The 19,317-nt window shown below is 57.6% G+C and carries 17 protein-coding genes, 1 tRNA gene and 1 riboswitch; of the genes, 13 read left to right on the top strand and 5 right to left on the bottom strand.

Annotated features, from left to right (window positions below; genetic code table 11):
* Positions 1-126: 126 nt before the first annotated feature.
* Positions 127-1,008, bottom strand: a complete 882-nt coding sequence (gene ppk2, locus QZ862_RS19865) for a polyphosphate kinase 2 (RefSeq protein WP_296083181.1) — start codon at positions 1,006-1,008, stop codon at positions 127-129.
* 215 nt (positions 1,009-1,223) lie between these two features.
* On the opposite strand from ppk2, the gene phoR reads away from it, so the two are divergent.
* From phoR to phoB, 7 genes are all read left to right on the top strand, one after another.
* Positions 1,224-2,498 (top strand): phosphate regulon sensor histidine kinase PhoR, encoded by a 1,275-nt coding sequence (gene phoR / locus QZ862_RS19860; RefSeq protein WP_296101658.1) that lies wholly within the window; start codon positions 1,224-1,226, stop codon positions 2,496-2,498.
* A gap of 217 nt (positions 2,499-2,715) precedes the next feature.
* The gene (locus QZ862_RS19855) at positions 2,716-3,750 is read left to right on the top strand and encodes a substrate-binding domain-containing protein (RefSeq protein ID WP_296016985.1); all 1,035 of its coding nucleotides are present in this window, start codon (positions 2,716-2,718) and stop codon (positions 3,748-3,750) included.
* A gap of 263 nt (positions 3,751-4,013) precedes the next feature.
* Positions 4,014-5,498 carry a phosphate ABC transporter permease subunit PstC gene (gene pstC, locus QZ862_RS19850; RefSeq protein ID WP_296016987.1) on the top strand — a complete coding sequence of 495 codons (1,485 nt, stop codon included), beginning with the start codon at positions 4,014-4,016 and terminating at the stop codon, positions 5,496-5,498.
* On the top strand, positions 5,495-6,817 hold the full coding sequence (gene pstA, locus QZ862_RS19845) for a phosphate ABC transporter permease PstA (protein WP_296016989.1): 1,323 nt from the start codon (positions 5,495-5,497) through the stop codon (positions 6,815-6,817). The genes pstC and pstA overlap by 4 nt, the downstream gene beginning before the upstream one ends.
* A 69-nt stretch (positions 6,818-6,886) precedes the next feature.
* A complete protein-coding gene (gene pstB, locus QZ862_RS19840; protein ID WP_296016992.1) occupies positions 6,887-7,702 on the top strand; it encodes a phosphate ABC transporter ATP-binding protein PstB in 816 nt (271 codons plus the stop codon).
* 91 nt (positions 7,703-7,793) lie between these two features.
* Positions 7,794-8,510, top strand: coding sequence for a phosphate signaling complex protein PhoU (phoU, locus tag QZ862_RS19835; protein ID WP_174062010.1), 717 nt, complete (start codon positions 7,794-7,796; stop codon positions 8,508-8,510).
* 22 nt (positions 8,511-8,532) lie between these two features.
* Entirely contained in the window at positions 8,533-9,216 is a 684-nt protein-coding gene (gene phoB, locus QZ862_RS19830; protein ID WP_027676016.1) for a phosphate regulon transcriptional regulator PhoB, read from the top strand.
* A gap of 70 nt (positions 9,217-9,286) precedes the next feature.
* On the opposite strand, the gene QZ862_RS19825 is transcribed toward phoB, so the two are convergent.
* Together QZ862_RS19825 and QZ862_RS19820 are read right to left on the bottom strand one after the other, a co-directional pair.
* Complete coding sequence (locus QZ862_RS19825) at positions 9,287-9,763, bottom strand: hypothetical protein (RefSeq protein ID WP_296101502.1); 477 nt, start codon at positions 9,761-9,763, stop codon at positions 9,287-9,289.
* Between the two features lie 127 nt (positions 9,764-9,890).
* A complete protein-coding gene (locus tag QZ862_RS19820; RefSeq protein ID WP_296035298.1) occupies positions 9,891-10,430 on the bottom strand; it encodes a GcrA family cell cycle regulator in 540 nt (179 codons plus the stop codon).
* 451 nt (positions 10,431-10,881) lie between these two features.
* Between QZ862_RS19820 and QZ862_RS19815 the strand changes: the two genes are divergently transcribed.
* From QZ862_RS19815 to QZ862_RS19805, 3 genes are all read left to right on the top strand, one after another.
* Positions 10,882-12,090 carry an aspartate aminotransferase family protein gene (locus tag QZ862_RS19815; protein WP_296101501.1) on the top strand — a complete coding sequence of 403 codons (1,209 nt, stop codon included), beginning with the start codon at positions 10,882-10,884 and terminating at the stop codon, positions 12,088-12,090.
* Between the two features lie 58 nt (positions 12,091-12,148).
* Entirely contained in the window at positions 12,149-13,060 is a 912-nt protein-coding gene (gene argF / locus QZ862_RS19810; RefSeq protein WP_296101500.1) for an ornithine carbamoyltransferase, read from the top strand.
* A 260-nt stretch (positions 13,061-13,320) separates the two neighbouring features.
* Positions 13,321-14,307 carry an Hsp33 family molecular chaperone gene (locus QZ862_RS19805; RefSeq protein ID WP_296075386.1) on the top strand — a complete coding sequence of 329 codons (987 nt, stop codon included), beginning with the start codon at positions 13,321-13,323 and terminating at the stop codon, positions 14,305-14,307.
* A 27-nt stretch (positions 14,308-14,334) separates the two neighbouring features.
* Here the strand turns inward: QZ862_RS19805 and apaG are convergent, their stop codons facing one another.
* Positions 14,335-14,727 carry a Co2+/Mg2+ efflux protein ApaG gene (apaG, locus tag QZ862_RS19800; RefSeq protein WP_296035424.1) on the bottom strand — a complete coding sequence of 131 codons (393 nt, stop codon included), beginning with the start codon at positions 14,725-14,727 and terminating at the stop codon, positions 14,335-14,337.
* Between the two features lie 287 nt (positions 14,728-15,014).
* Positions 15,015-16,199 (bottom strand): O-succinylhomoserine sulfhydrylase, encoded by a 1,185-nt coding sequence (locus QZ862_RS19795; protein WP_296101499.1) that lies wholly within the window; start codon positions 16,197-16,199, stop codon positions 15,015-15,017.
* Positions 16,200-16,241: 42 nt separating this feature from the next.
* Positions 16,242-16,320: riboswitch (SAM riboswitch) on the bottom strand.
* A gap of 74 nt (positions 16,321-16,394) precedes the next feature.
* Here QZ862_RS19795 and QZ862_RS19790 point away from each other — a divergent pair.
* From QZ862_RS19790 to QZ862_RS19780, 3 genes are all read left to right on the top strand, one after another.
* The gene (locus QZ862_RS19790; protein ID WP_296101498.1) at positions 16,395-17,492 is read left to right on the top strand and encodes a 2'-deoxycytidine 5'-triphosphate deaminase; all 1,098 of its coding nucleotides are present in this window, start codon (positions 16,395-16,397) and stop codon (positions 17,490-17,492) included.
* Between the two features lie 67 nt (positions 17,493-17,559).
* A tRNA-Gly gene (locus tag QZ862_RS19785) sits at positions 17,560-17,630 on the top strand.
* 442 nt (positions 17,631-18,072) lie between these two features.
* Positions 18,073-19,317, top strand: coding sequence for an SIR2 family protein (locus tag QZ862_RS19780; RefSeq protein ID WP_296101497.1), 1,245 nt, complete (start codon positions 18,073-18,075; stop codon positions 19,315-19,317).

Genomic DNA, 19,317 nt, shown 5'->3' with positions numbered 1-19,317 from the left:
GGGGAAACGATCTTTGTCATACCCATCGTGAAAAAAGGCGGAGCAGCGTTTTCCGCTCAACCTTTCTTCATCCGCCAGCGCTTTCGCGTTTATCAATCCACTCCCAGTCACATGCCGGGTGCCGGGCTATTTCAGAAACTTAGGTCCGCTTCCCAAAATCTTGTTGTCGATCTTGCCGATAGCCTGCTCATCCTTTCCGTCATAATCGAGCGAAGTCAGGATATGGCGGATGAGGTTCAGCCGCAGTCTGCGCTTGTCATTGGCGCGGATCACCGTCCACGGCGCATCATCGATATGCGTTTTCTCCAGCATTTCGTCGCGCGCTGCAGTGTAGTCGTCCCACTTGCCCAGGGCGGCAATGTCCATGTCCGATAGCTTCCAGGATTTCAGTGGGCTATGGCGCCTGTCATGGAAGCGGTCCAACTGCGTTTCACGGCCGATATCCAGATAGAACTTGAAGAGATGGATGCCCTCATGGACCAGCATCTTTTCCAGCCGAGGGACCTCTTTTAAAAATCGCTTATGTTCCTCGGGTGTGCAGAAGCCCATGACCGGTTCGACGCCGGCACGATTGTACCAAGAGCGGTCAAACAGCACGAACTCACCGGCTGTCGGGAAATGAGCTATGTAGCGCTGGAAGTACCATTGGCCACGCTCGGTCTCGGTCGGCTTGGTCAGCGCAACCACGCGTGCATAGCGCGGGTTTAGATATTCCCGCACCGCCCCGATGGAGCCGCCTTTACCGGCAGCGTCGCGTCCTTCGAAAAGTGCCATGATGCGCTGTCCGGTCGCCTGCTGCCAGAACTGCACCTTGACCAGTTCGATCTGGAGCGCCTCGATCTGGTCATCATACTCTTTCTGGTCGAGCTTCTTCTCGTAGGGATAGTCGCCCGCCGTCAACTTCTTGGACTGGATCCAATCGGGAAGGATCGGATCGTCGATATTGAAAACCCGTTCCTTGCCGTCGATCGTCAATGTCACGGACCGGTCCTTGACGGTTTCGCTCATGCTCTCTCCCTTTCGCGCACGCATGTTTTGTCTTCACAACTTCAGACTCGTGTCCAACGAATTCAAGAGGGAAGAGATTTTGTCGATGCGTTGCTGTCCACATAAATTTTGCCGGCTACCTCTTGTACGAGGACAGGCCGAAGAATCTCTGTCATGAAAGACGATTATCACCATCGGATCGAAAGCGAGACAAGTGGCGAAAACAGTCGATGGCAATGGCGGCGTTGGATGGGGAGGGTGCTTTGCTTAAACGGATGCGCGGCATGCGAAGAAACTGGCTTTCTCTGGTCGTCGTCACATTGCTGGCGGCGCTGGCGCTTGCCGAATGGCGCTCTCCCTATGTCGTCGTCGCGCTGTGGTTCGCCGCAGTCCTTGCCATCCTTGTCGTCGCTCCGTCCGTTGCAACCAGGAAGGACGAGAAGCAGCGCACGGAGGAAGGTGAACTACGATCCCAGGAGACGATCGACCAAGGTTTGATTGCCGGCGTGCGGGCAGGCCTTGCGGCGCTGGATACACCTGTTTTCATCCTCGATCAGAATGCCGGTGTGCTCTTCGAGAATGCCGCTGCCGAACGCGCTTTTGGATTGCTGCCCGTCGGTTCCCACATTTCGGGTCGGTTGCGCTCGCCGGGCCTGCTGGATGTCATTCGCGAAACCATCTCCACCGGACAGCCGAACCAGGTGGAGCATTCCGAAAGGCTGCCCTCCGAGCGCGTCTTCGTCGTGCGCATTGCGCCTGCGGACATGCCGCAGACGGCAGATGCCCCCTTTTACATCCTTTCCTTCCGCGATATCTCGGATCTGCGACGCATCGATCGAATGCGCAGCGATTTTGTCGCCAATGCGAGCCACGAGCTGAGAACGCCGCTTGCCTCGCTGCGTGGCTTCATCGAAACCATGCAGGGGCCCGCTCGCAACGATCCGAAAGCGCAGGAGCGCTTTCTCGGTATCATGCTGGATCAAGCCACTCGCATGAGCCGTCTGGTCGACGACCTGATGTCCCTCTCGAGGCTTGAGCTTCGCGCCAATATCGCGCCGGATCAGAGGGTCGATCTCGTTCCCCTTCTTGGTCACGTCCGGGATTCGCTTCTGCCGCTCGCCGGTGAACTGGACGTCGAGATCGAACTACATATGCCAGAACATGCGGTGGAAGTGAACGGTGACCGCGATGAGTTGGTTCAGGTCTTTCAGAACCTAGTCGAGAATGCCTGCAAATATGGTCAGGACGGTAAGGTGGTGGACGTTTTCTTGCGCTACGAGCCGAACAAGCCGGTGGAGGTGAGCGTGGTGGATAAGGGCCCTGGCATCCCGGCCGAACATGTTCCGCGTCTTACCGAGCGTTTTTACCGGGTCAGCGTTGCGGACAGCCGCTCGAAAAAAGGCACGGGCCTAGGCCTCGCCATCGTCAAACATATTCTCACACGTCACCGGGCCCGCCTTATCGTGCGCTCGGAAATTGGCGCCGGCACGGACTTCACTGTGCGTTTTTGACATGTAAACGACGCCTGCTCCAGAAGTCGTGAAGAATAGTGTTTAAAACCAAACACTTGATATGTCATAAATCTTTCACCGAAGTGACATAAAAGCGTGTGGCAAGGCTGGTTATGAAGAGGCCGCCGGGACAGCCCACACGGACTTAAAGGGTCTAGCCTCTTGCCGGCGCAGTTCACGAAAGCCCGAACATGGGCCCCACGACGGGAGAGTCATAATGAACGTCTTTAAATTGTCTGCAGCAGCTCTGGTGGCCTCCGTTGCCTTCGCAGGCGCCGCTTCTGCTCGCGACCAGATCCAGGTTGCTGGTTCCTCCACGGTTCTGCCTTACGCAAAGATCGTTGCTGAAAGCTTCGCCGAAGCTTTCCCGAACTTCAAGGCACCGGTTGTTGAGTCCGGCGGCACTGGCGGTGGTCTCAAGGCTTTCTGCTCCGGCGTGGGCGAGGGCACGATCGACATTGCCAATGCTTCGCGCAAGATCAAGGCCGACGAACTTGCAGCCTGCAAGTCCGCTGGCGTCGCTGACGTTCAGGAAGTGAAGATCGGTTACGATGGTATCGTCTTCGCCATGGACAAGTCCAACAAGGACGTCAAGTTCGAGCCGAAGGACCTGTACCTTGCTCTGGCCGCTGAAGTCGTCAAGGACGGCAAGCTCGTTGCCAACCCCTACACCAAGTGGTCCGAAATCAACAAGGAACTGCCTGACGTAGAGATCGCCGCCTACATCCCTGGCTCCAAGCACGGCACGCGCGAAGTCTTCGAAGAGAAGATCATGGCTGACGGCTGCAAGGAAGCTGGCGCGACGGACGCGATCAAGGGTCTGATCTCCGACGCCAAGCAGGCTGCTGCCAAGTGCGTAGCCATCCGTAAGGACGGCAAGGCTGTCGATATCGATGGCGACTACACCGAGACGCTTGCTCGTATCGATGCCAACAAGTCCGGCGTCGGCGTCTTCGGCCTCGCTTTCTACGACAACAACAAGGACAAGCTGAAGGTTGCGACCGTTGGTGGCGTTGTTCCTTCCACGGAATCCGTTGCTTCCGGCAAGTACCCGGTCTCGCGTCCACTGTTCTTCTACGTCAAGAAGGCTCACCTCGGCGTCATCCCTGGTCTGAAGGAATATGTTGAGTTCTTCACCTCTGACGAGATGATCGGCCCTGACTCTCCGCTGGCCAACTACGGCCTGGTTTCTGCCCCTGAAGCCGAGCGCAAGGAAATCCGCGCTCAGTTCGAATCCGGCAAGACCATGTAATAGTTCTTGGAAAGCGCAGCGCATGAGCGTTGCGCTTTCCAACTCTTTCTGTTGGCAAGGTCGGTTTGCTGGCCGTCGCTCAGTCCAGAAGGGTTGACAGTTTCTATTTATCGTAAGACCAAGCCGCCGATAAATATGATGTATCAACCCGGAATGCGTGAACTGAATACAGATCCGGCATGGTGCGGTGATCAGCCGCCGGTGCTGCGCTCTTGGTAAAATGATGCCGCATCGTGCCGCGTGGTGCGCCGAGGAAACTCTCCATGAACACATCCATCCTTCTGCTCGTATTGGCGCTGATCGGCATTTCCAGTTATGTGCTGGGCAAGCGCCGTGCCGCGGTGTTGGCGGGCGCACGTTCGTCCAACATGCATTCCCGTTCGGGTTATCACGGCTCCTATGTTTTGATCTGGGCTCTGATCCCTTCTGCGCTGATCCTGGCGCTTTGGCTGGTCGTAAGCCCCCTCGTCATCAATTCGGCAGTCCATGCTAGCTTCCCGGAAGACATCAAGGCACAACCGGAAGCGCAGCAGAGCCTGACCTACGGCATGGTGACGTCGATCGCGCGTGGCTTGAACCAACTCTCGTCATCTGAGTACGACGCAGTAAAGGCAGATCCGGCCACGGCGCGCACGGTCTTGGCGTCCAAGGGTGTCGCCATCGCCGGCGATCCGCAGCCCTACATGATTGAGGCTGCGGAAAAGCTGAACACGCTGACATCCACCAGCCGTATCGCCATGGCGCTGGTCGTGCTGGTCGTGGCACTCGGCGGCGCATTCCATGCCCTTCGCGCCATCGCACCGCGCTTTCGTGCCCGCAACCGGGTCGAGCGGGTCATTCTCGGCGCGTTGCTGGTGGCCTCTTCAATCGCGATCCTGACGACCATCGGCATCGTCATGTCGATGCTGACGGAAGCGATCCAGTTCTTTCAGATGGTGCCTGCCCACCAGTTCTTCTTCGGCACGGTATGGGACCCACGCTTCGCCGCAGCTGGTTCTACCGATAGCTCCGGTCAGTTCGGCCTTATTCCGCTGCTCGCCGGTACGCTCTATATCGGCTTCGTGGCCATGCTGGTCGCGGTTCCGGTCGGTCTGTTTTCGGCAATCTACATGGCCGAATATGCAAGCCCGCGTTTGCGCTCTATCGCCAAGCCGCTCCTGGAAGTGCTCGCCGGCATCCCGACGATTGTCTACGGCTTCTTTGCGCTGACGACTGTCGGTCCGTTCCTGCGTGACATCTCTGCTCAAATCAACGGTCTGGCAACCGGCAACTATGCCAGCTTCATCCAGGCACAGAGCGTCATCACTGCCGGCTTCGTCATGGGTATCATGCTGATCCCTTACGTTTCCTCGCTGTCGGATGACATCATCACCGCCGTGCCTCGCTCGCTTCGCGATGGATCGCTGGGCCTTGGTGCCACCCGCTCCGAAACGGTCAAGAAGGTCATTCTGCCGGCCGCTCTTCCAGGCATCGTCGGCGCGATCCTGATGACCGCCTCGCGCGCCATCGGTGAAACCATGATCGTGGTTCTGGCCGCCGGTGTTGCCGCCCGCCTGCAACTTAACCCCTTCGAGCCTATGACAACCGTGACCGTCAAGATCGTCAGCCAGCTGACGGGCGACCTTGAGTTCACCTCGCCGCAGACGCTGGTTGCCTTCGCGCTTGGCATTACGCTGTTTGCGATCACGCTTTGCCTCAATATCTACGCGCTCTACATCGTGCGCAAATACCGGGAGCAGTACGAATGACCGACGTCGTTACTCAGGGCGTTTCCGCCCCCGCCGCAACGAAGAAGGTCCGTCGCGATATCGGCATCAAGCGCCGTTATGCCGCAGAGCGCCGCTTCCGCACCTATGGTGTGGCTGCGATCTCCTTCGGCCTGTTGTTTCTCTTCCTGCTTCTCTGGTCCGTCATCGGTAAGGGCTACACCGCCTTTCAGCAGACGATGATCACGATCCCGGTCGAATTCTCGCAACAGATCATCGATCCGGACAATGTGCGTGCTCAGAACCCGACCAAGCTGATGACGGCAAATTACCCGGTTGTGGCCCGCAACTCGCTTGCCAAGGTACTCGGCGTTTCGCTGGAAGACCGTACGGCGTTGCGCGCCGTCAACGCGCTCATCTCTGACAGCGTCCGTACCCAGCTTCGCGATATCGTCACCTCCGACCCGAACGTGATCGGCACGACGCGCACCGTTTCTCTTCTGGCATCGGGTGATGTCGACAGTGCCTTCAAGGGCCAGGTCGATATGACTGGCGAGGAGCAGAACCGCCGCATCTCCGACCAGCAGGTCGACTGGATGAACCAGTTGGTGGAAAAGGGCGCGTTGGAAAAGAAGTTCAACACCGGTATCTTCTTCAACGGCGCGTCCAGCCGCCCTGAGGCATCTGGTGTCGGCGTTGCACTCATCGGCTCCTTCTACATGATGTTGATCGTTCTGGTGCTGTCGCTGCCGATTGGCGTTGCAGCCTCCATCTACCTGGAAGAGTTTGCGCCGAAGAACCGCCTGACGGACCTTATCGAGGTCAACATCAACAATCTGGCGGCGGTACCCTCTATCGTTTACGGTCTGCTCGGTCTTTCGGTGTTCATTAACTTCATGGGCTTCCCGCGCTCGGCTTCGCTCGTCGGCGGTCTGGTGCTCACATTGATGACGCTGCCCACGATCATTATCGCGACGCGTGCAGCCTTGAAGGCCGTGCCGCCGTCTATCCGCGCAGCCGCACTCGGTCTTGGCGCATCGAAGATGCAGACCATCTTCCACCACGTGCTGCCTCTCGCCATGCCCGGCATCCTGACCGGTACCATCATCGGTCTCGCACACGCCCTTGGCGAAACAGCTCCACTGCTTCTCATCGGCATGGTGGCCTTCGTCGCCAACTACCCGACGACGCCGCTCGATCCTGCAACAGCGCTGCCGGTTCAGATCTACATGTGGGCAAACGAAGCCGAACGCGCCTTTGTCGAGAGAACGTCTGGCGCTATCATCATCCTGCTTATGTTCCTCCTTGTGATGAATGTGGGCGCAATCCTCCTGCGTCGCCGCTTCGAGCGTCGCTGGTAAAAGCATTTTGAGAAAAGTGGATACCGGGTTTCCGTCTGAAAATGCGAAGAACCAAGGGAGAACGGAACAATGAACATGTTGTCGGAAGCAGCAGTTGAAAAGGCGCTGGACAAGAAAATGAATGAAGTTTCCTATAAGATGATCGGCAAGGACGTCTCCGTCTACTACGGCGAGAAGCGCGCCCTTTACGATGTGAACCTCAATGTTCGCGAAAACACCGTAACGGCGCTCATCGGCCCATCCGGTTGTGGCAAGTCCACCTTCCTGCGCACATTGAACCGCATGAACGACACCATCGACGGTTGCCGCGTGACCGGCCAGATCACGCTCGACGGTGAAGACATCTACGATCCTGCAATCGATGTCGTCGAGCTTCGCGCGCGTGTCGGCATGGTGTTCCAGAAGCCGAACCCGTTCCCGAAGTCGATCTACGAAAACATCGCCTACGGCCCGCGCATCCATGGTCTTGCCCGCAACAAGGCGGATATGGATCAGATCGTCGAGTCGAGCTTGCAGAAGGCAGGTCTCTGGAACGAAGCCAAGGACCGCTTGCATGAGTCCGGTACCGGACTTTCCGGTGGTCAGCAGCAGCGCCTGTGCATCGCGCGTGCTGTTGCCGTTTCGCCTGAAGTCATTCTGATGGATGAGCCCTGCTCGGCGCTCGACCCGATCGCGACTGCCAAGGTGGAAGAGTTGATCCACGAGCTTCGCGCCAACTACACCATCGTCATCGTGACCCACTCGATGCAGCAGGCCGCTCGCGTGTCCCAGCGCACCGCCATGTTCCATCTCGGTCATCTGGTCGAGGAGAACGATACGGACAAGATGTTCACCAACCCGGATGACCAGCGTACCCAGGACTATATCATGGGTCGTTTCGGCTGATCCTGCTGTTGCCCGCGCATCCCACCGCGCCTTTCGCTTGAGCCAAAAAAAAGGCTTGCGACAGGGCGTTTCGAAACTGGAGATTACGACTATGCCGACACATTCCCACATCATGTCAGCCTATGACGAGGAGCTGAAGTTCCTCAGCCGCCGGATCGCCGAAATGGGCGGACTGGCCGAGCAGATGTGCGCCGACGCCGTGCGCGCGCTCGTCAATTCCGATGCGGCCTTGGCGCAGAAGGTCATCTCCGACGATACGATCCTCGATCACGCCGAGCGTGAAATTGGCGACAAGGCGATCGTGACGATCGCCAAGCGTCAGCCGATGGCGGCGGACCTGCGCGAAATCATCGGTTCGCTGCGCATCGCCGCAGACCTCGAGCGCGTCGGCGATCTGGGCAAGAACACCGCCAAGCGCGTCATTGCAGTGGCAGGCACCGGCGTTCCGCGTAAACTGGCGCGTGGCCTGGAGCACCTTTCGGAACTGGCGCTGGTTCAGCTGAAGGAAGTGCTGGACGTCTACTCCACGCGTTCGGCGGAAAAGGCCCAGGCCATCCGCGAGCGCGATGAAGAGATCGACGCCATGTACACCTCGCTCTTCCGCGAGCTTCTGACCTACATGATGGAAGATCCGCGCAACATCACCACCTGCACGCATCTTCTGTTCTGCGCCAAGAACATCGAGCGTGTTGGCGATCACGCGACCAACATTGCCGAGACCATCTACTACATGACCACCGGCAGCCAGCCGGCAGGTGAGCGTCCGAAGGACGATAGTTCCAACACGCTCGGCGCTGTGACCGAGTAAGCGACAGATAGGATCTGGAGCCATGGTGCCGAAAATCGCCGTTGTCGAAGATGAGGAGGCGCTGAGCGTCCTCCTGCGTTACAATCTCGAATCCGAAGGCTATGACGTCGACACTATTCCGCGTGGCGACGAGGCGGAAATCCGCCTCCAGGAGCGCACGCCGGATCTTCTCATCCTTGACTGGATGTTGCCAGGCGTCTCCGGCATCGAGCTTTGCCGTCGCCTGCGTATGCGCCCCGAAACCGAACGTCTGCCGATCATCATGCTGACGGCGCGCGGCGAGGAAAGCGAACGGGTTCGCGGTCTGGCTACGGGCGCCGACGACTATGTCGTCAAACCCTTTTCCACGCCGGAGCTGATGGCACGTGTCAAGGCGATGCTGCGTCGCGCCAAACCCGAGGTTTTGTCCTCGGTGCTGAAATGCGGTGATATCGAACTCGACCGTGAGACGCATCGCGTTCACCGCAAAAGCCGCGAAGTCCGCCTTGGGCCGACCGAGTTCCGTCTGTTGGAATTCCTCATGACGTCGCCGGGACGCGTCTTCTCCAGATCTCAGCTTCTCGATGGCGTCTGGGGACATGACATCTACGTGGATGAACGCACGGTGGACGTCCATGTTGGTCGCCTGCGCAAGGCACTGAACTTCTCGAGCATGCAGGATGTGATCCGTACCGTTCGCGGTGCCGGATATTCCATGGAAGCCTGATTGCCTTAGGGAGCGCTTTCTATCATGGCTAGCGCTCCGATTTTCTGACGCAGCAGCCTCCAGCATATGGCTACGAGGCGTCAGATCTTGAGGTAGGAAGGGGATAGCGCGCGGCGTCTATTTCGTCCTGCGATAGCGGGCTGCGTTGCAGCACCTCCTCATAGTGGGCTCTGGTTCGAGCGCCATAACTCTCCTTGATGTCGTTCATCAGCTCGATTTCCTGATACATCCAGTTCCAGCGCGAGTAGCGGTCAGGATCGCCAGAGCGACCGGCTTGCTTTTGCCGAAACTCAAGCTCTCGATCGCGCACCAACGCGCTCGAGACGATCGACATCAGTTGGAACGCGGCATCGTCCATGTCGTTCGCCTCGCGCCGCCAATACTCCTTGCCACGCTCTTCGCAGATCAGCCAGTAGCGACCCCGTCGCCATTCGACATATACCGTCCCGTCGCCGCGTGCGCGGCGCGGGATCGGAGGGAAGGGCGTTTTGACCACCTTCGTCCATAGGACCGAGATATAGTCGTAGAGCGTGTCGATCGCGTTCATGGTGGTAGTCTGCGCATGATCGCTGCTGCAGGCAAGTCTGGACCAATTGGATCGAGGAAACGCTTGAAGGAACGCACAAAAAAAGCGGGCCGAAGCCCGCTTTTCGAAATGGTCTTGAAACTGAGCCTTACGCCTTACGGCGTTCGCTCACCGGCTGGTAAGCCATTTTCGCGTGGAACTTGCAATAAGGCGACGCTTCAGCTGCTTCGCAGCCACAGAAGTGGAAGTCGTCCTTGAGCGGGTCACCGACGGGCCACTTGCAGGTACGTTCGGTTAGCTCCGTCAGTGTCAGGCGACGCGAGATCGGGATGACGACATTGTTGGAAGAGCGGACATATTCCATGGGCTCGACCGCGTCGATCTCCATGTCTTCCTTGAACGCGAGAGCGCCAGTGGTGCGTGCAGGTGCAGGACGGCTCGTTGCGACACGGGCCGGAGCAGCCGTGTAGCTTGCTGGGCGCGGCGCTGCTGCAGGACGCTTAGGCGCAGGGCGCGACGTGGCGACCGTGCCGCCAGCCTTGGCGCGACCTGGCAGGTTCAGGCGGTGAACCTTGCCGATGACGGCATTGCGGCTCACACCGCCCAGTTGTGCTGCGATCTGGCTTGCGCTAAGCCCTTCGGACCATAATCTCTTGAGTTTTTCTACTCGTTCGTCCGTCCAGTTCATGCCGCTTCTCCGCTCGTCGCGTTGTTTCGGGCAGAATCCACCTACGATGCCGTGGAGTGAACCACGCGCAGGCCATTTGCCAGATTGTAGGTGACTAGTTCCGCCGCATTGCAGTCTAGTAATTGACGGTTAACCTAATCGTCGGTTGACTCCGTGACAAGAGTCGCAGGAATCATCTGGAATCGATTTTCCGGTTTTCCCCAACTTGCTTCCCGTGTGAGTCAGAAAGGCAACAGTTGGTGGTTGCTGGAAGCTTGCCTACCAAGGCTTGTAAATGCCCGAAAGTGCCGAGATTTGTTGACATTAGGTGGGGAAGTGACAATAGTGACCTCGCAATGAAGACAGCATGCAAGCCGCCGCGAGGCGGCATTTTTGATTTTCAGGGCAGGGATAACCCGCTAGCCCTATTGACAGTCGTCTGTCCCGACTTGACGTAAGGAGTGATGTCGCCATGGCCGAAACTGCCCCCAAATCCGGGCCGTTGTTCGATACGTTTTCCAGAGCCCCCTTACGCTTCGAACGAGGCGAGGGCGTTTGGCTGATCACGGAAAGCGGCGAGCGATATCTCGATTTCGGTGCGGGCGTCGCCGTGACCTCCGTCGGCCACAGCCATCCCCATATGGTTGAATCTCTGAAGGCGCAGGTAGAGAAGGTCTGGCACCTGTCCAACCTTTATGAGGTTGCAGGTCAGGAAGTGCTGGCCAAGCGGCTGACCGATGCGACTTTTGCCGACAAGGTGTTCTTCACCAACTCAGGCGCCGAAGCGCTGGAATGCGCCATCAAGACCGCACGCCGTTATCAATACACCCACGGCCACCCGGAAAAATTCCGCATCATCACCTTTGAAGGCGCGTTTCATGGCCGCACGCTTGCCACCATCGCGGCTGGCGGCCAGGCCAAATATCTGGAGGGTTTCGGCCCCAAGGTCGAGGGTTTCGATCAGGTGCCGTTCGGTGATCTCGACGCGCTCAAAGCTGCTATCGTGCCGGAAACGGCAGCCCTTTTGATCGAGCCGATCCAGGGTGAGGGCGGTATCCGCGTCGTCGCGCCTGAGTTCCTGCGTACGCTGCGGGCGCTTTGCGAAGAGCACGGCCTTCTGTTGATCTTCGACGAAGTGCAGACTGGCGTTGGCCGTACCGGCAAGTTTTTTGCGCATGAATGGTCCGGCGTCACGCCCGACATCATGGCGGTTGCCAAGGGCATCGGCGGCGGCTTCCCTTTCGGCGCTTGCCTGGCAACGGCAGACGCCGCATCCGGCATGACCGCCGGCTCGCACGGGACGACCTATGGCGGCAACCCGCTGGCCATGGCCGCTGGCAATGCCGTGCTTGATATCGTTCTGGCTGAAGGCTTTATCCAGCACGTGCGCGACGTGGCGCTCGTCTTCCGCCAAGGATTGGCTTCGTTGAAGGATCGCTATCCGGATGTCATCGAGGAAATCCGTGGCGAAGGTCTTCTGCTTGGTATCAAGGCGCGGATTCCTTCCGGCGATCTGCTTCAGGCAATGCGCGCAGAACATCTTCTTGGTGTGCCGGCAGGCGATAACGTCATCCGCCTGTTGCCGCCGCTGGTCGTCACCGCTGAAGAAGCGCGTGACGGGCTTGCGCGCATCGAGAAGGCCGCTGAAGCACTTACCACCAAACTGGCAAAGAGCGCTTGACACAAGGCGCATCGAGGGCCGGCGTAAAGGGTGGCCCGCATTGATGGGACTAAATTAAATGGCAAAGCATTTTCTCGACCTTTCGGCCGTCGGCTCGCAAGACCTGCGGCTCATTCTCGAAGACGCAAAGAGCCGCAAGATCGCGACCAAGAACGGAACGGCGGACAAGCCGCTCGCCGGTAAGATGCTGGCGATGATTTTCGAAAAGCCGTCGACGCGGACCCGCGTGTCCTTCGATGTCGGCATGCGCCAGCTGGGTGGCGAAACGCTATTTCTCTCCGGCACTGAAATGCAGCTTGGCCGCGCCGAAACCATCGGCGACACGGCAAAGGTTCTGTCGCGCTATGTGGACGCTATCATGATCCGCACGACCGATCATAACCGTCTGCTGGAGCTTGCCGAACATGCCACGGTTCCTGTCATCAACGGCCTGACCGACGAGACGCATCCCTGCCAGATCATGGCCGACATCATGACCTTCGAAGAGCATCGCGGCCCTGTGATGGGCAAGACCCTTGCCTGGACGGGCGACGGCAACAATGTACTGCATTCGCTGGTCGAGGGCTCTGCCCGCTTCGGCTATAAGATGAACATGGCTGTGCCCATGGGCTCTGAACCCTTGGACAAGTATCTAAACTGGGCGCGCAACAATGGCGGCGAGATTATGTTGTGCCACGATGCCGAGCGCGCCGTCGCCGGTTCCGACTGCATCGTCACCGATACCTGGGTTTCCATGAACCAGGAGCACAAGGCGCGCGGCCATAACATCTTCCAGCCGTATCAGGTCAATGAAGCCCTGATGAAGAAGGCCAATAGCGAGGCGCTCTTCATGCATTGCCTGCCCGCACACCGCGGCGAGGAAGTGACCAATGCGGTGATCGACGGCCCGCAATCGGTGGTCTTCGATGAGGCGGAAAACCGTCTACACGCGCAGAAGGCCGTGATTGCCTGGTGCATGGGCGTCATCTGATCTGGAGTTAGGGTAAAAGCGAGGGGCGCCGCCGGAAACTTGAATTTCCAGCGCGACGCCCCATCTTTACGCCAACCAGTGCTGCCGGTTCACGGCGGCGTTTCATCAATCGTTTATCGCGACATTTGGGCAGGGGATGGTTTCGTTTTGCCATTCCCCGCTTTATCTTTGCGAGAACCGCACAAAAGACCTGCTGATCGCGACCGAAAACGTGGCGATCGCATCCGCATTTCGGACGGCAGGTGAGAAGGAGCAGGACCATGGCGGCCGTGACCGTAGAACTGGATGATATGAACTTTGCTGGCGACGATAAGGTCGTCCCCTTCCAGGTGGAAGGGCTAGACGTTCGCGGACGCGCAGTGCAGGTCGGTCCGCTCTTGAACGCGATCTTGCAGCGCCATGATTATCCGCCCGTTGTCGCCCGGCTTCTGGCGGAAGCCTTGGTGCTGACGGCGCTGATCGGCACGTCGCTGAAATTCTCCGGCAAGCTCACGGTGCAGACCAAGGGCGATGGTCCCGTCGATCTTCTGGTCGCAGATTTTACCGCGCCGGAAAACATGCGCGCCTATGCCCGCTTCGATGAAGATCGTTTGGCAGAAGCGACGGCGGCTGGACAAACATCGCCCGAGCAGCTTCTTGGCACCGGCATTCTCGCCTTCACCATCGATCAGGGCGTGGGCATGCAGCCCTATCAGGGCATCGTGCCTCTGGACGGTTCATCGCTGGAGGAAATCGCAAGCGTTTACTTCCGTCAGTCTGAACAGTTGCCGACGCGGGTGCGCTTGGGCGTTGCCGAGTTTTTCGACCGCGACAGCGAGGGCAAGCCACGTCGTGGCTGGCGTGCCGGTGGCATCATCGCGCAGTTCCTGCCACAGGCGCCGGAGCGTTTGCGCACCCGCGATCTTCATGGTGGCGACGGTGATGAGAGCACGTTCGCGGAAGCCGACGACGACGCATGGACCGAAGCGGTAGCGCTCATCGACACGGTAGACACCGACGAGTTGACCGATCCACAGGTGCAGGTGGAGCGGCTGCTGTTCCGGCTCTTCCACGAGCAGGGCGTGCGCATCTACGAGCCGCAGTCGATCATCGACAAATGCAGCTGCTCACGCGAGAAGATCAAGAGCGTGCTGTCTGGATTTTCGGCAGAAGAAATCGAGGACAGCCAGGAAGATGGCGTCGTTTCGGTTAGCTGCGAGTTCTGCTCGACGACCTATCGTTATCCTGTCGAAGAGCTGCAGGCTTGAAATTCAAGAGCGGGGTGAAAGCCCCGCTCAGTTCAGCACCCGTGCAAGTCCCGGGCTGTCCAGCGAGAAGGCTGGGATATCCACGGTGAAGACCTCACCTGTGTCCGTCTCCATTTCATAATGGCCGAACATCATGCCCGACGGCGTGTCCAGCGGGCAGCCGGAGGAGTACTCGTAGCTATCGCCTGGCCGCAGGTATGGCTGTTCACCCACGACGCCGGGTCCGGTAACTTCGTCCACCACTCCAGTCTGATCGGTGATGTGCCAATAACGATTGACCAGCGTCACAGCCTGGTCGGAATTGTTCGTGATCACGACCGTGTATCCCCAGACGTAGCGGCTATCGTCCGGGTCCGATTGTTCTTCGAGATAATATGGATCGACGGTGACCTCTATCTCTCTTGTCGATGCACGATACATGTTCGCGACCTTGGCTGTCTCTGGCTCTAGCATTTTAGTCTACTACACCGAATGAAGGACGGGAATGTCCGTTGACTGGGACTTTCGTAGTTTCAATGCGTTACGAGGCAAAAGCGTTGCGTATCAGGAGTGTTTCTCCAGTCAATACGCACAAAATCATGAAAAGAGAGTAGAGAAACCATGGTTTCTCTAAAATAATGCGAGGCTTAGTGCCGCCCTCGCGTGACGAGCAGAAGCTTGGAAAATTGAAGAATAAGGCCCGATGATCGATCACCGGGCACTCTATGTCACGCAGAAACCTTAGCCAACGCCGCTGCAAAGTCTTCCAGCAGATCGTCGGTGTCCTCGATTCCGCAAGACAGACGCAGCGTGCCACCGGAAATGCCGAGTTCCGCACGCGCCTCATCCGTCAAGTTCTTATGCGTCGTGGTCGCCGGATGGGTGATCAGGCTCTTGGCATCACCGAGATTGTTGGAAATCTTGACGACTTCCAGAGCATTCTGCAGCTTGAAAGCCGCTTCCTTGCCGCCCTTCAACTCGAAGCAGACGAGCGTCGAGCCGCCAGACATCTGCCGTGCGATGATATCGGCCTGCGGATGGTCGGCCCGACCCGGATAGATGACCTTGGCAATCTTGTTCTGGTCGGCCAGGAAGTCGGCAATCTTGCCGGCATTTTCCGTCTGCTGCTTGACGCGCAGTGGCATCGTTTCGATACCCTTCAGCAGCGTCCAGGCGTTGAAGGGAGAAAGTGCTGGGCCAGTGTGGCGGAAGTAATCCTGAAGCTCTTCCTCGATCCACTTCTTGTCCGACAGCACCACGCCGCCGAGGCAGCGTCCCTGACCATCGATATGCTTGGTGGCGGAATAAACGACGATATGCGCGCCTAGCTCCAGAGGCTTCTGGAAGAGCGGCGTCGCAAACACGTTGTCGACAACGACCTTTGCGCTGATCTGGTTGGCAAGCTTGGCAACGCCAGCAATATCCACCACTTCCAGCGTCGGGTTGGTTGGGCTTTCGAGGAAGAACAGCTTGGTGTTGGGCTTGATCGCCTTTTCCCAGTTGGCAAGATCGCGGCCATCGACCAGCGTGCATTCGATGCCGTATTTCGGCGCAAGCGTTTCTACCACCCAGCGGCAGGAACCGAAAAGCGCGCGGGCCGCAACGATGTGATCGCCGGCCTTCAGCTGGCAGAGAATGGCAGCGCTGACAGCGGCCATGCCGGATGCCGTGGCGCGGGCATCTTCGGCACCTTCCAGCAGGCACATGCGCTTTTCGAACATGTCGTTGGTCGGGCTTGCATAGCGCGCGTAGATGAATCCATCTGTCTCGCCCTTGAAGCGCGCTTCGGCGGCTTCCGAGTTTTCGTAGACAAAGCCCTGGGTCAGGTAGAGGGCTTCGGACGTTTCACCGTAGGGGGAGCGCAGCGTACCGCCATGTACGAGTTGCGTTGCCGGGCGCCATTTCTTGCTCATTTGATCACCTTCAAACAAAAAAACCGGTCGCAAAAGCAGACCGGTTGCAAGCACCCGGTCTTTTTAGCCACTTGTTTAACGTGGCTGCAAGCCGACCGGCCAAATCACCACGGGATAAGATTGCCTTACTGCCGTTAACAACTTGCGTCAATGGCTTGCTTTTGATTTTGTCGGCGCGGAACAGGGGTAATGACGATGACGAGAACCACGGGTATTCTGGCCGATGGCGCGATACGGGCGCTGTTTTCTTCCGGCCACCTGAAGAGCGAGCGGGCGCTGGATGCGGATCAGATCCAGCCGGCAAGCCTCGACCTGCGTCTCGGGGCCAAGGCTTACCGCGTACGTGCAAGCTTCATGCCCGGCCCGGGCACCAAGGTCATTGAAAAGCTGGACCGCCTGCGTCTGCATGAGATCGATCTGAGCGAAGGCGCCGTGCTGGAAACCGGCTGCGTCTATATCGTGCCCCTGATGGAAACGCTGGCGCTGCCCGCCGATATGTCCGCTTCGGCAAACCCGAAAAGCTCCACCGGCCGCCTCGATATCTTCACCCGCGTCATCACTGACCAGGCGCAGGAATTCGACAAGATCCCGGCAGGCTACCAAGGTCCGCTTTATCTCGAAGTCAGCCCGCGCACCTTCCCCATCGTCGTGCGCCAAGGCTCGCGCCTGTCGCAGATCCGCTTCCGGATCGGCCACTCGCTGCTGAACGAGAGTGAGTTGCAGACCCTTCACGACAACGAAATTCTGGTCGCCAGCGACACGCCGAACGTTTCAGGCGGCGGCATCGCACTGTCCATCGATCTGCAAGGGTTTGGCGAAAACAATTTGATCGGCTATCGCGGCAAGCACCACACCGCAGTCGTCGATGTGGACAAGAAAGCAGCCCATGACGTGCTGGATTTCTGGGAGCCGCTCTACTCACGCGGCCGTGCCGAACTGATCCTCGATCCGGATGAATTCTACATCCTCGTCTCGCGTGAAGCCGTGCATGTACCACCGCTCTACGCGGCGGAGATGACACCCTTTGATCCGCTGGTCGGCGAATTCCGCGTGCATTATGCTGGCTTCTTCGACCCCGGCTTCGGCCACGCCAACGCCGGTGGCACCGGCAGCCGCGCCGTCCTCGAGGTCAGAAGCCACGAGGTACCCTTCATCCTGGAACACGGCCAGATCGTCGGACGTCTTGTGTACGAGCATATGCTGACCAAACCCGATGGCCTCTACGGCACCGGTCTTGGCTCCAACTACCAGGCCCAAGGCCTGAAGCTCTCCAAGCATTTCCGCGCCGAGTGATCGGTCGAGGGCAAAGACGTGCGTTTGGCTTGACAGCCGCTTCGTTCTGTCGGAAATTTTGAGATATGCGGGTGTAGCTCAATGGTAGAGCAGCAGCTTCCCAAGCTGAATACGAGGGTTCGATTCCCTTCACCCGCTCCGCCTTATTTTTCCGGATTTTGCGCGATTGAGTGCGCGGTGTTAGCCGAACTGTTTTACACCATGTTTTACAAAACGCGTTCTTAATTTGATCGAATTTCTTGTTGAGCAAAAGCTAAAAAGTTTAATTTAAGTTGTTCTTAAACTTGACCGACGTCCCCGAAGTTGCAAACTGACCTGCAATAAAAAGGGGGCTGAATTTGTCTACGTTACTTTCACAAATGATCGGAGAGCTAGATCCAAGTCGCACAGTTCTGCTGTTTGGGTCCGGCTCATCTATTCCCTAAGGGGGCCTTCAGTTGGGACGCTAATCAAGGCGTTCGCGGACGGGTTCGATCTTCCTGAAGAGGGATTTAGTCTCAGTGAAATTACGCAGCTTGCCGAAACTAAAAGCAAGTCGCGCAGGAAGGTTATAGAGCTTCTCCGCCAGCATTGCCAAAAATTGAAGCCCACGGGCGGCCTTCGCAATTTGCCCCTCTATAATTGGAGGAGCATATATACCACCAACTACGACAACCTCATCGAGCAGTGTTATGATCTGCGTCAGAAATCGCTGAAGATTTATAGTTCCGACTTCGACTTCACATCGGAATCCAGAGCCTTCGATAATCACCTTTTCAAAGTCCACGGAACGATAGAAAAAGACGAGTGCGACGGGAGCCAAAGCCGCATCATACTGACTGACTCGGACTACACCAAAACAGCGAGCTATCGCGAGCAGATCTGGGACCGACTAAGGAACGATCTGAACGGTTCACATTTGGTGATAATCGGGCATTCGTTGGCTGATCTGCACATCAAAGAGATTATCACTCGTGCACTAAACCTAAACACGAAGGCAGGCGGTGCGGGTCGGGTTTGGCTCTTGATATATACGGAGGACGAAAACCGTGCGGCACTGTACGAGCAACAAGGCTTAGCAGTCTGTTTCGGCGGCATTGATCAGTTTTTCGGCGCTCTAGCAAAAAGCGGCATTTCATCTTCGATTCCATCAAAAGATAGTCCCGATCCACTGGATTCCGTGTCCGCTCTTAGGCCGCTCGTTACCGAAGTTGACCATGCGGTAAAGGCGACGCCCGCTGATTTCAGTGCAATGTTCTCTGGCTGGCCAGCCAGCTATCCCGATATTAGCGCTGGCTACACGTTTAGAAGGTCAGTTTCTGATGAGGTGATTGCCTACTTCGATGAGGACCACTCTCTATCTGCAACGGTGATAGGAGCTAGCGGGGTAGGCAAAACTACAGCTTGCAAGCATATACTAGTGTCTTCCATCGTAAAGGGCTGGAAGTGTTGGGAGCACATCGGAACTGAGTCACTAGATGCAGATCTGTGGGAAAAGGTTGCGGATCATCTTCGAGAGCACGGCGAGGTTGGAGTTCTTTTTGTTGATGACGCCCATCTTCATCTGCAAGGTTTGAACGACCTGATTGACGCATTGGCCATAGGCAATAACGGGCATCTTAAAATCCTGTTGGCAACTTCGCGCAACCACTGGATGCCTAGAGTTAAGACAAGCAACTTCTTTAGGCATGGAAGGTCTTACACGCTCTCTAGTCTGTCAGATGCTGAAATTGAGCGGCTGCTAGACTTGGTCGATAAAGTCCCGGCAGTAAAGCGCTTAGTCGAGCGAGATTTTATTGGATTTGATCGTACCGCGAGAAGGCGTCGTTTGGTGGTCCGCAGTTAG

The sequence above is a fragment of the uncultured Agrobacterium sp. genome, from assembly GCA_913777615.1.
GTDB lineage: Bacteria > Pseudomonadota > Alphaproteobacteria > Rhizobiales > Rhizobiaceae > Agrobacterium.
The sequence above is the reverse complement of the archived record's forward strand: the minus strand, read 5'-3'. Positions and strand labels throughout refer to the sequence as shown.

Coding starts and splice junctions, on each gene's coding strand:
- argF (WP_296101500.1), top strand. CDS start 12,149: ATGGCAAAGCATTTTCTCGACCTTTCGGCCGTCGGCTCGCAAGACCTG.
- QZ862_RS19805 (WP_296075386.1), top strand. CDS start 13,321: ATGGCGGCCGTGACCGTAGAACTGGATGATATGAACTTTGCTGGCGAC.
- apaG (WP_296035424.1), bottom strand. CDS start 14,727: ATGTATCGTGCATCGACAAGAGAGATAGAGGTCACCGTCGATCCATAT.
- QZ862_RS19825 (WP_296101502.1), bottom strand. CDS start 9,763: ATGAACGCGATCGACACGCTCTACGACTATATCTCGGTCCTATGGACG.
- phoU (WP_174062010.1), top strand. CDS start 7,794: ATGCCGACACATTCCCACATCATGTCAGCCTATGACGAGGAGCTGAAG.
- pstA (WP_296016989.1), top strand. CDS start 5,495: ATGACCGACGTCGTTACTCAGGGCGTTTCCGCCCCCGCCGCAACGAAG.
- QZ862_RS19795 (WP_296101499.1), bottom strand. CDS start 16,199: ATGAGCAAGAAATGGCGCCCGGCAACGCAACTCGTACATGGCGGTACG.
- ppk2 (WP_296083181.1), bottom strand. CDS start 1,008: ATGAGCGAAACCGTCAAGGACCGGTCCGTGACATTGACGATCGACGGC.
- phoR (WP_296101658.1), top strand. CDS start 1,224: ATGGCGGCGTTGGATGGGGAGGGTGCTTTGCTTAAACGGATGCGCGGC.
- QZ862_RS19855 (WP_296016985.1), top strand. CDS start 2,716: ATGAACGTCTTTAAATTGTCTGCAGCAGCTCTGGTGGCCTCCGTTGCC.
- QZ862_RS19790 (WP_296101498.1), top strand. CDS start 16,395: ATGACGAGAACCACGGGTATTCTGGCCGATGGCGCGATACGGGCGCTG.
- phoB (WP_027676016.1), top strand. CDS start 8,533: ATGGTGCCGAAAATCGCCGTTGTCGAAGATGAGGAGGCGCTGAGCGTC.
- QZ862_RS19820 (WP_296035298.1), bottom strand. CDS start 10,430: ATGAACTGGACGGACGAACGAGTAGAAAAACTCAAGAGATTATGGTCC.
- pstC (WP_296016987.1), top strand. CDS start 4,014: ATGAACACATCCATCCTTCTGCTCGTATTGGCGCTGATCGGCATTTCC.
- pstB (WP_296016992.1), top strand. CDS start 6,887: ATGAACATGTTGTCGGAAGCAGCAGTTGAAAAGGCGCTGGACAAGAAA.
- QZ862_RS19815 (WP_296101501.1), top strand. CDS start 10,882: ATGGCCGAAACTGCCCCCAAATCCGGGCCGTTGTTCGATACGTTTTCC.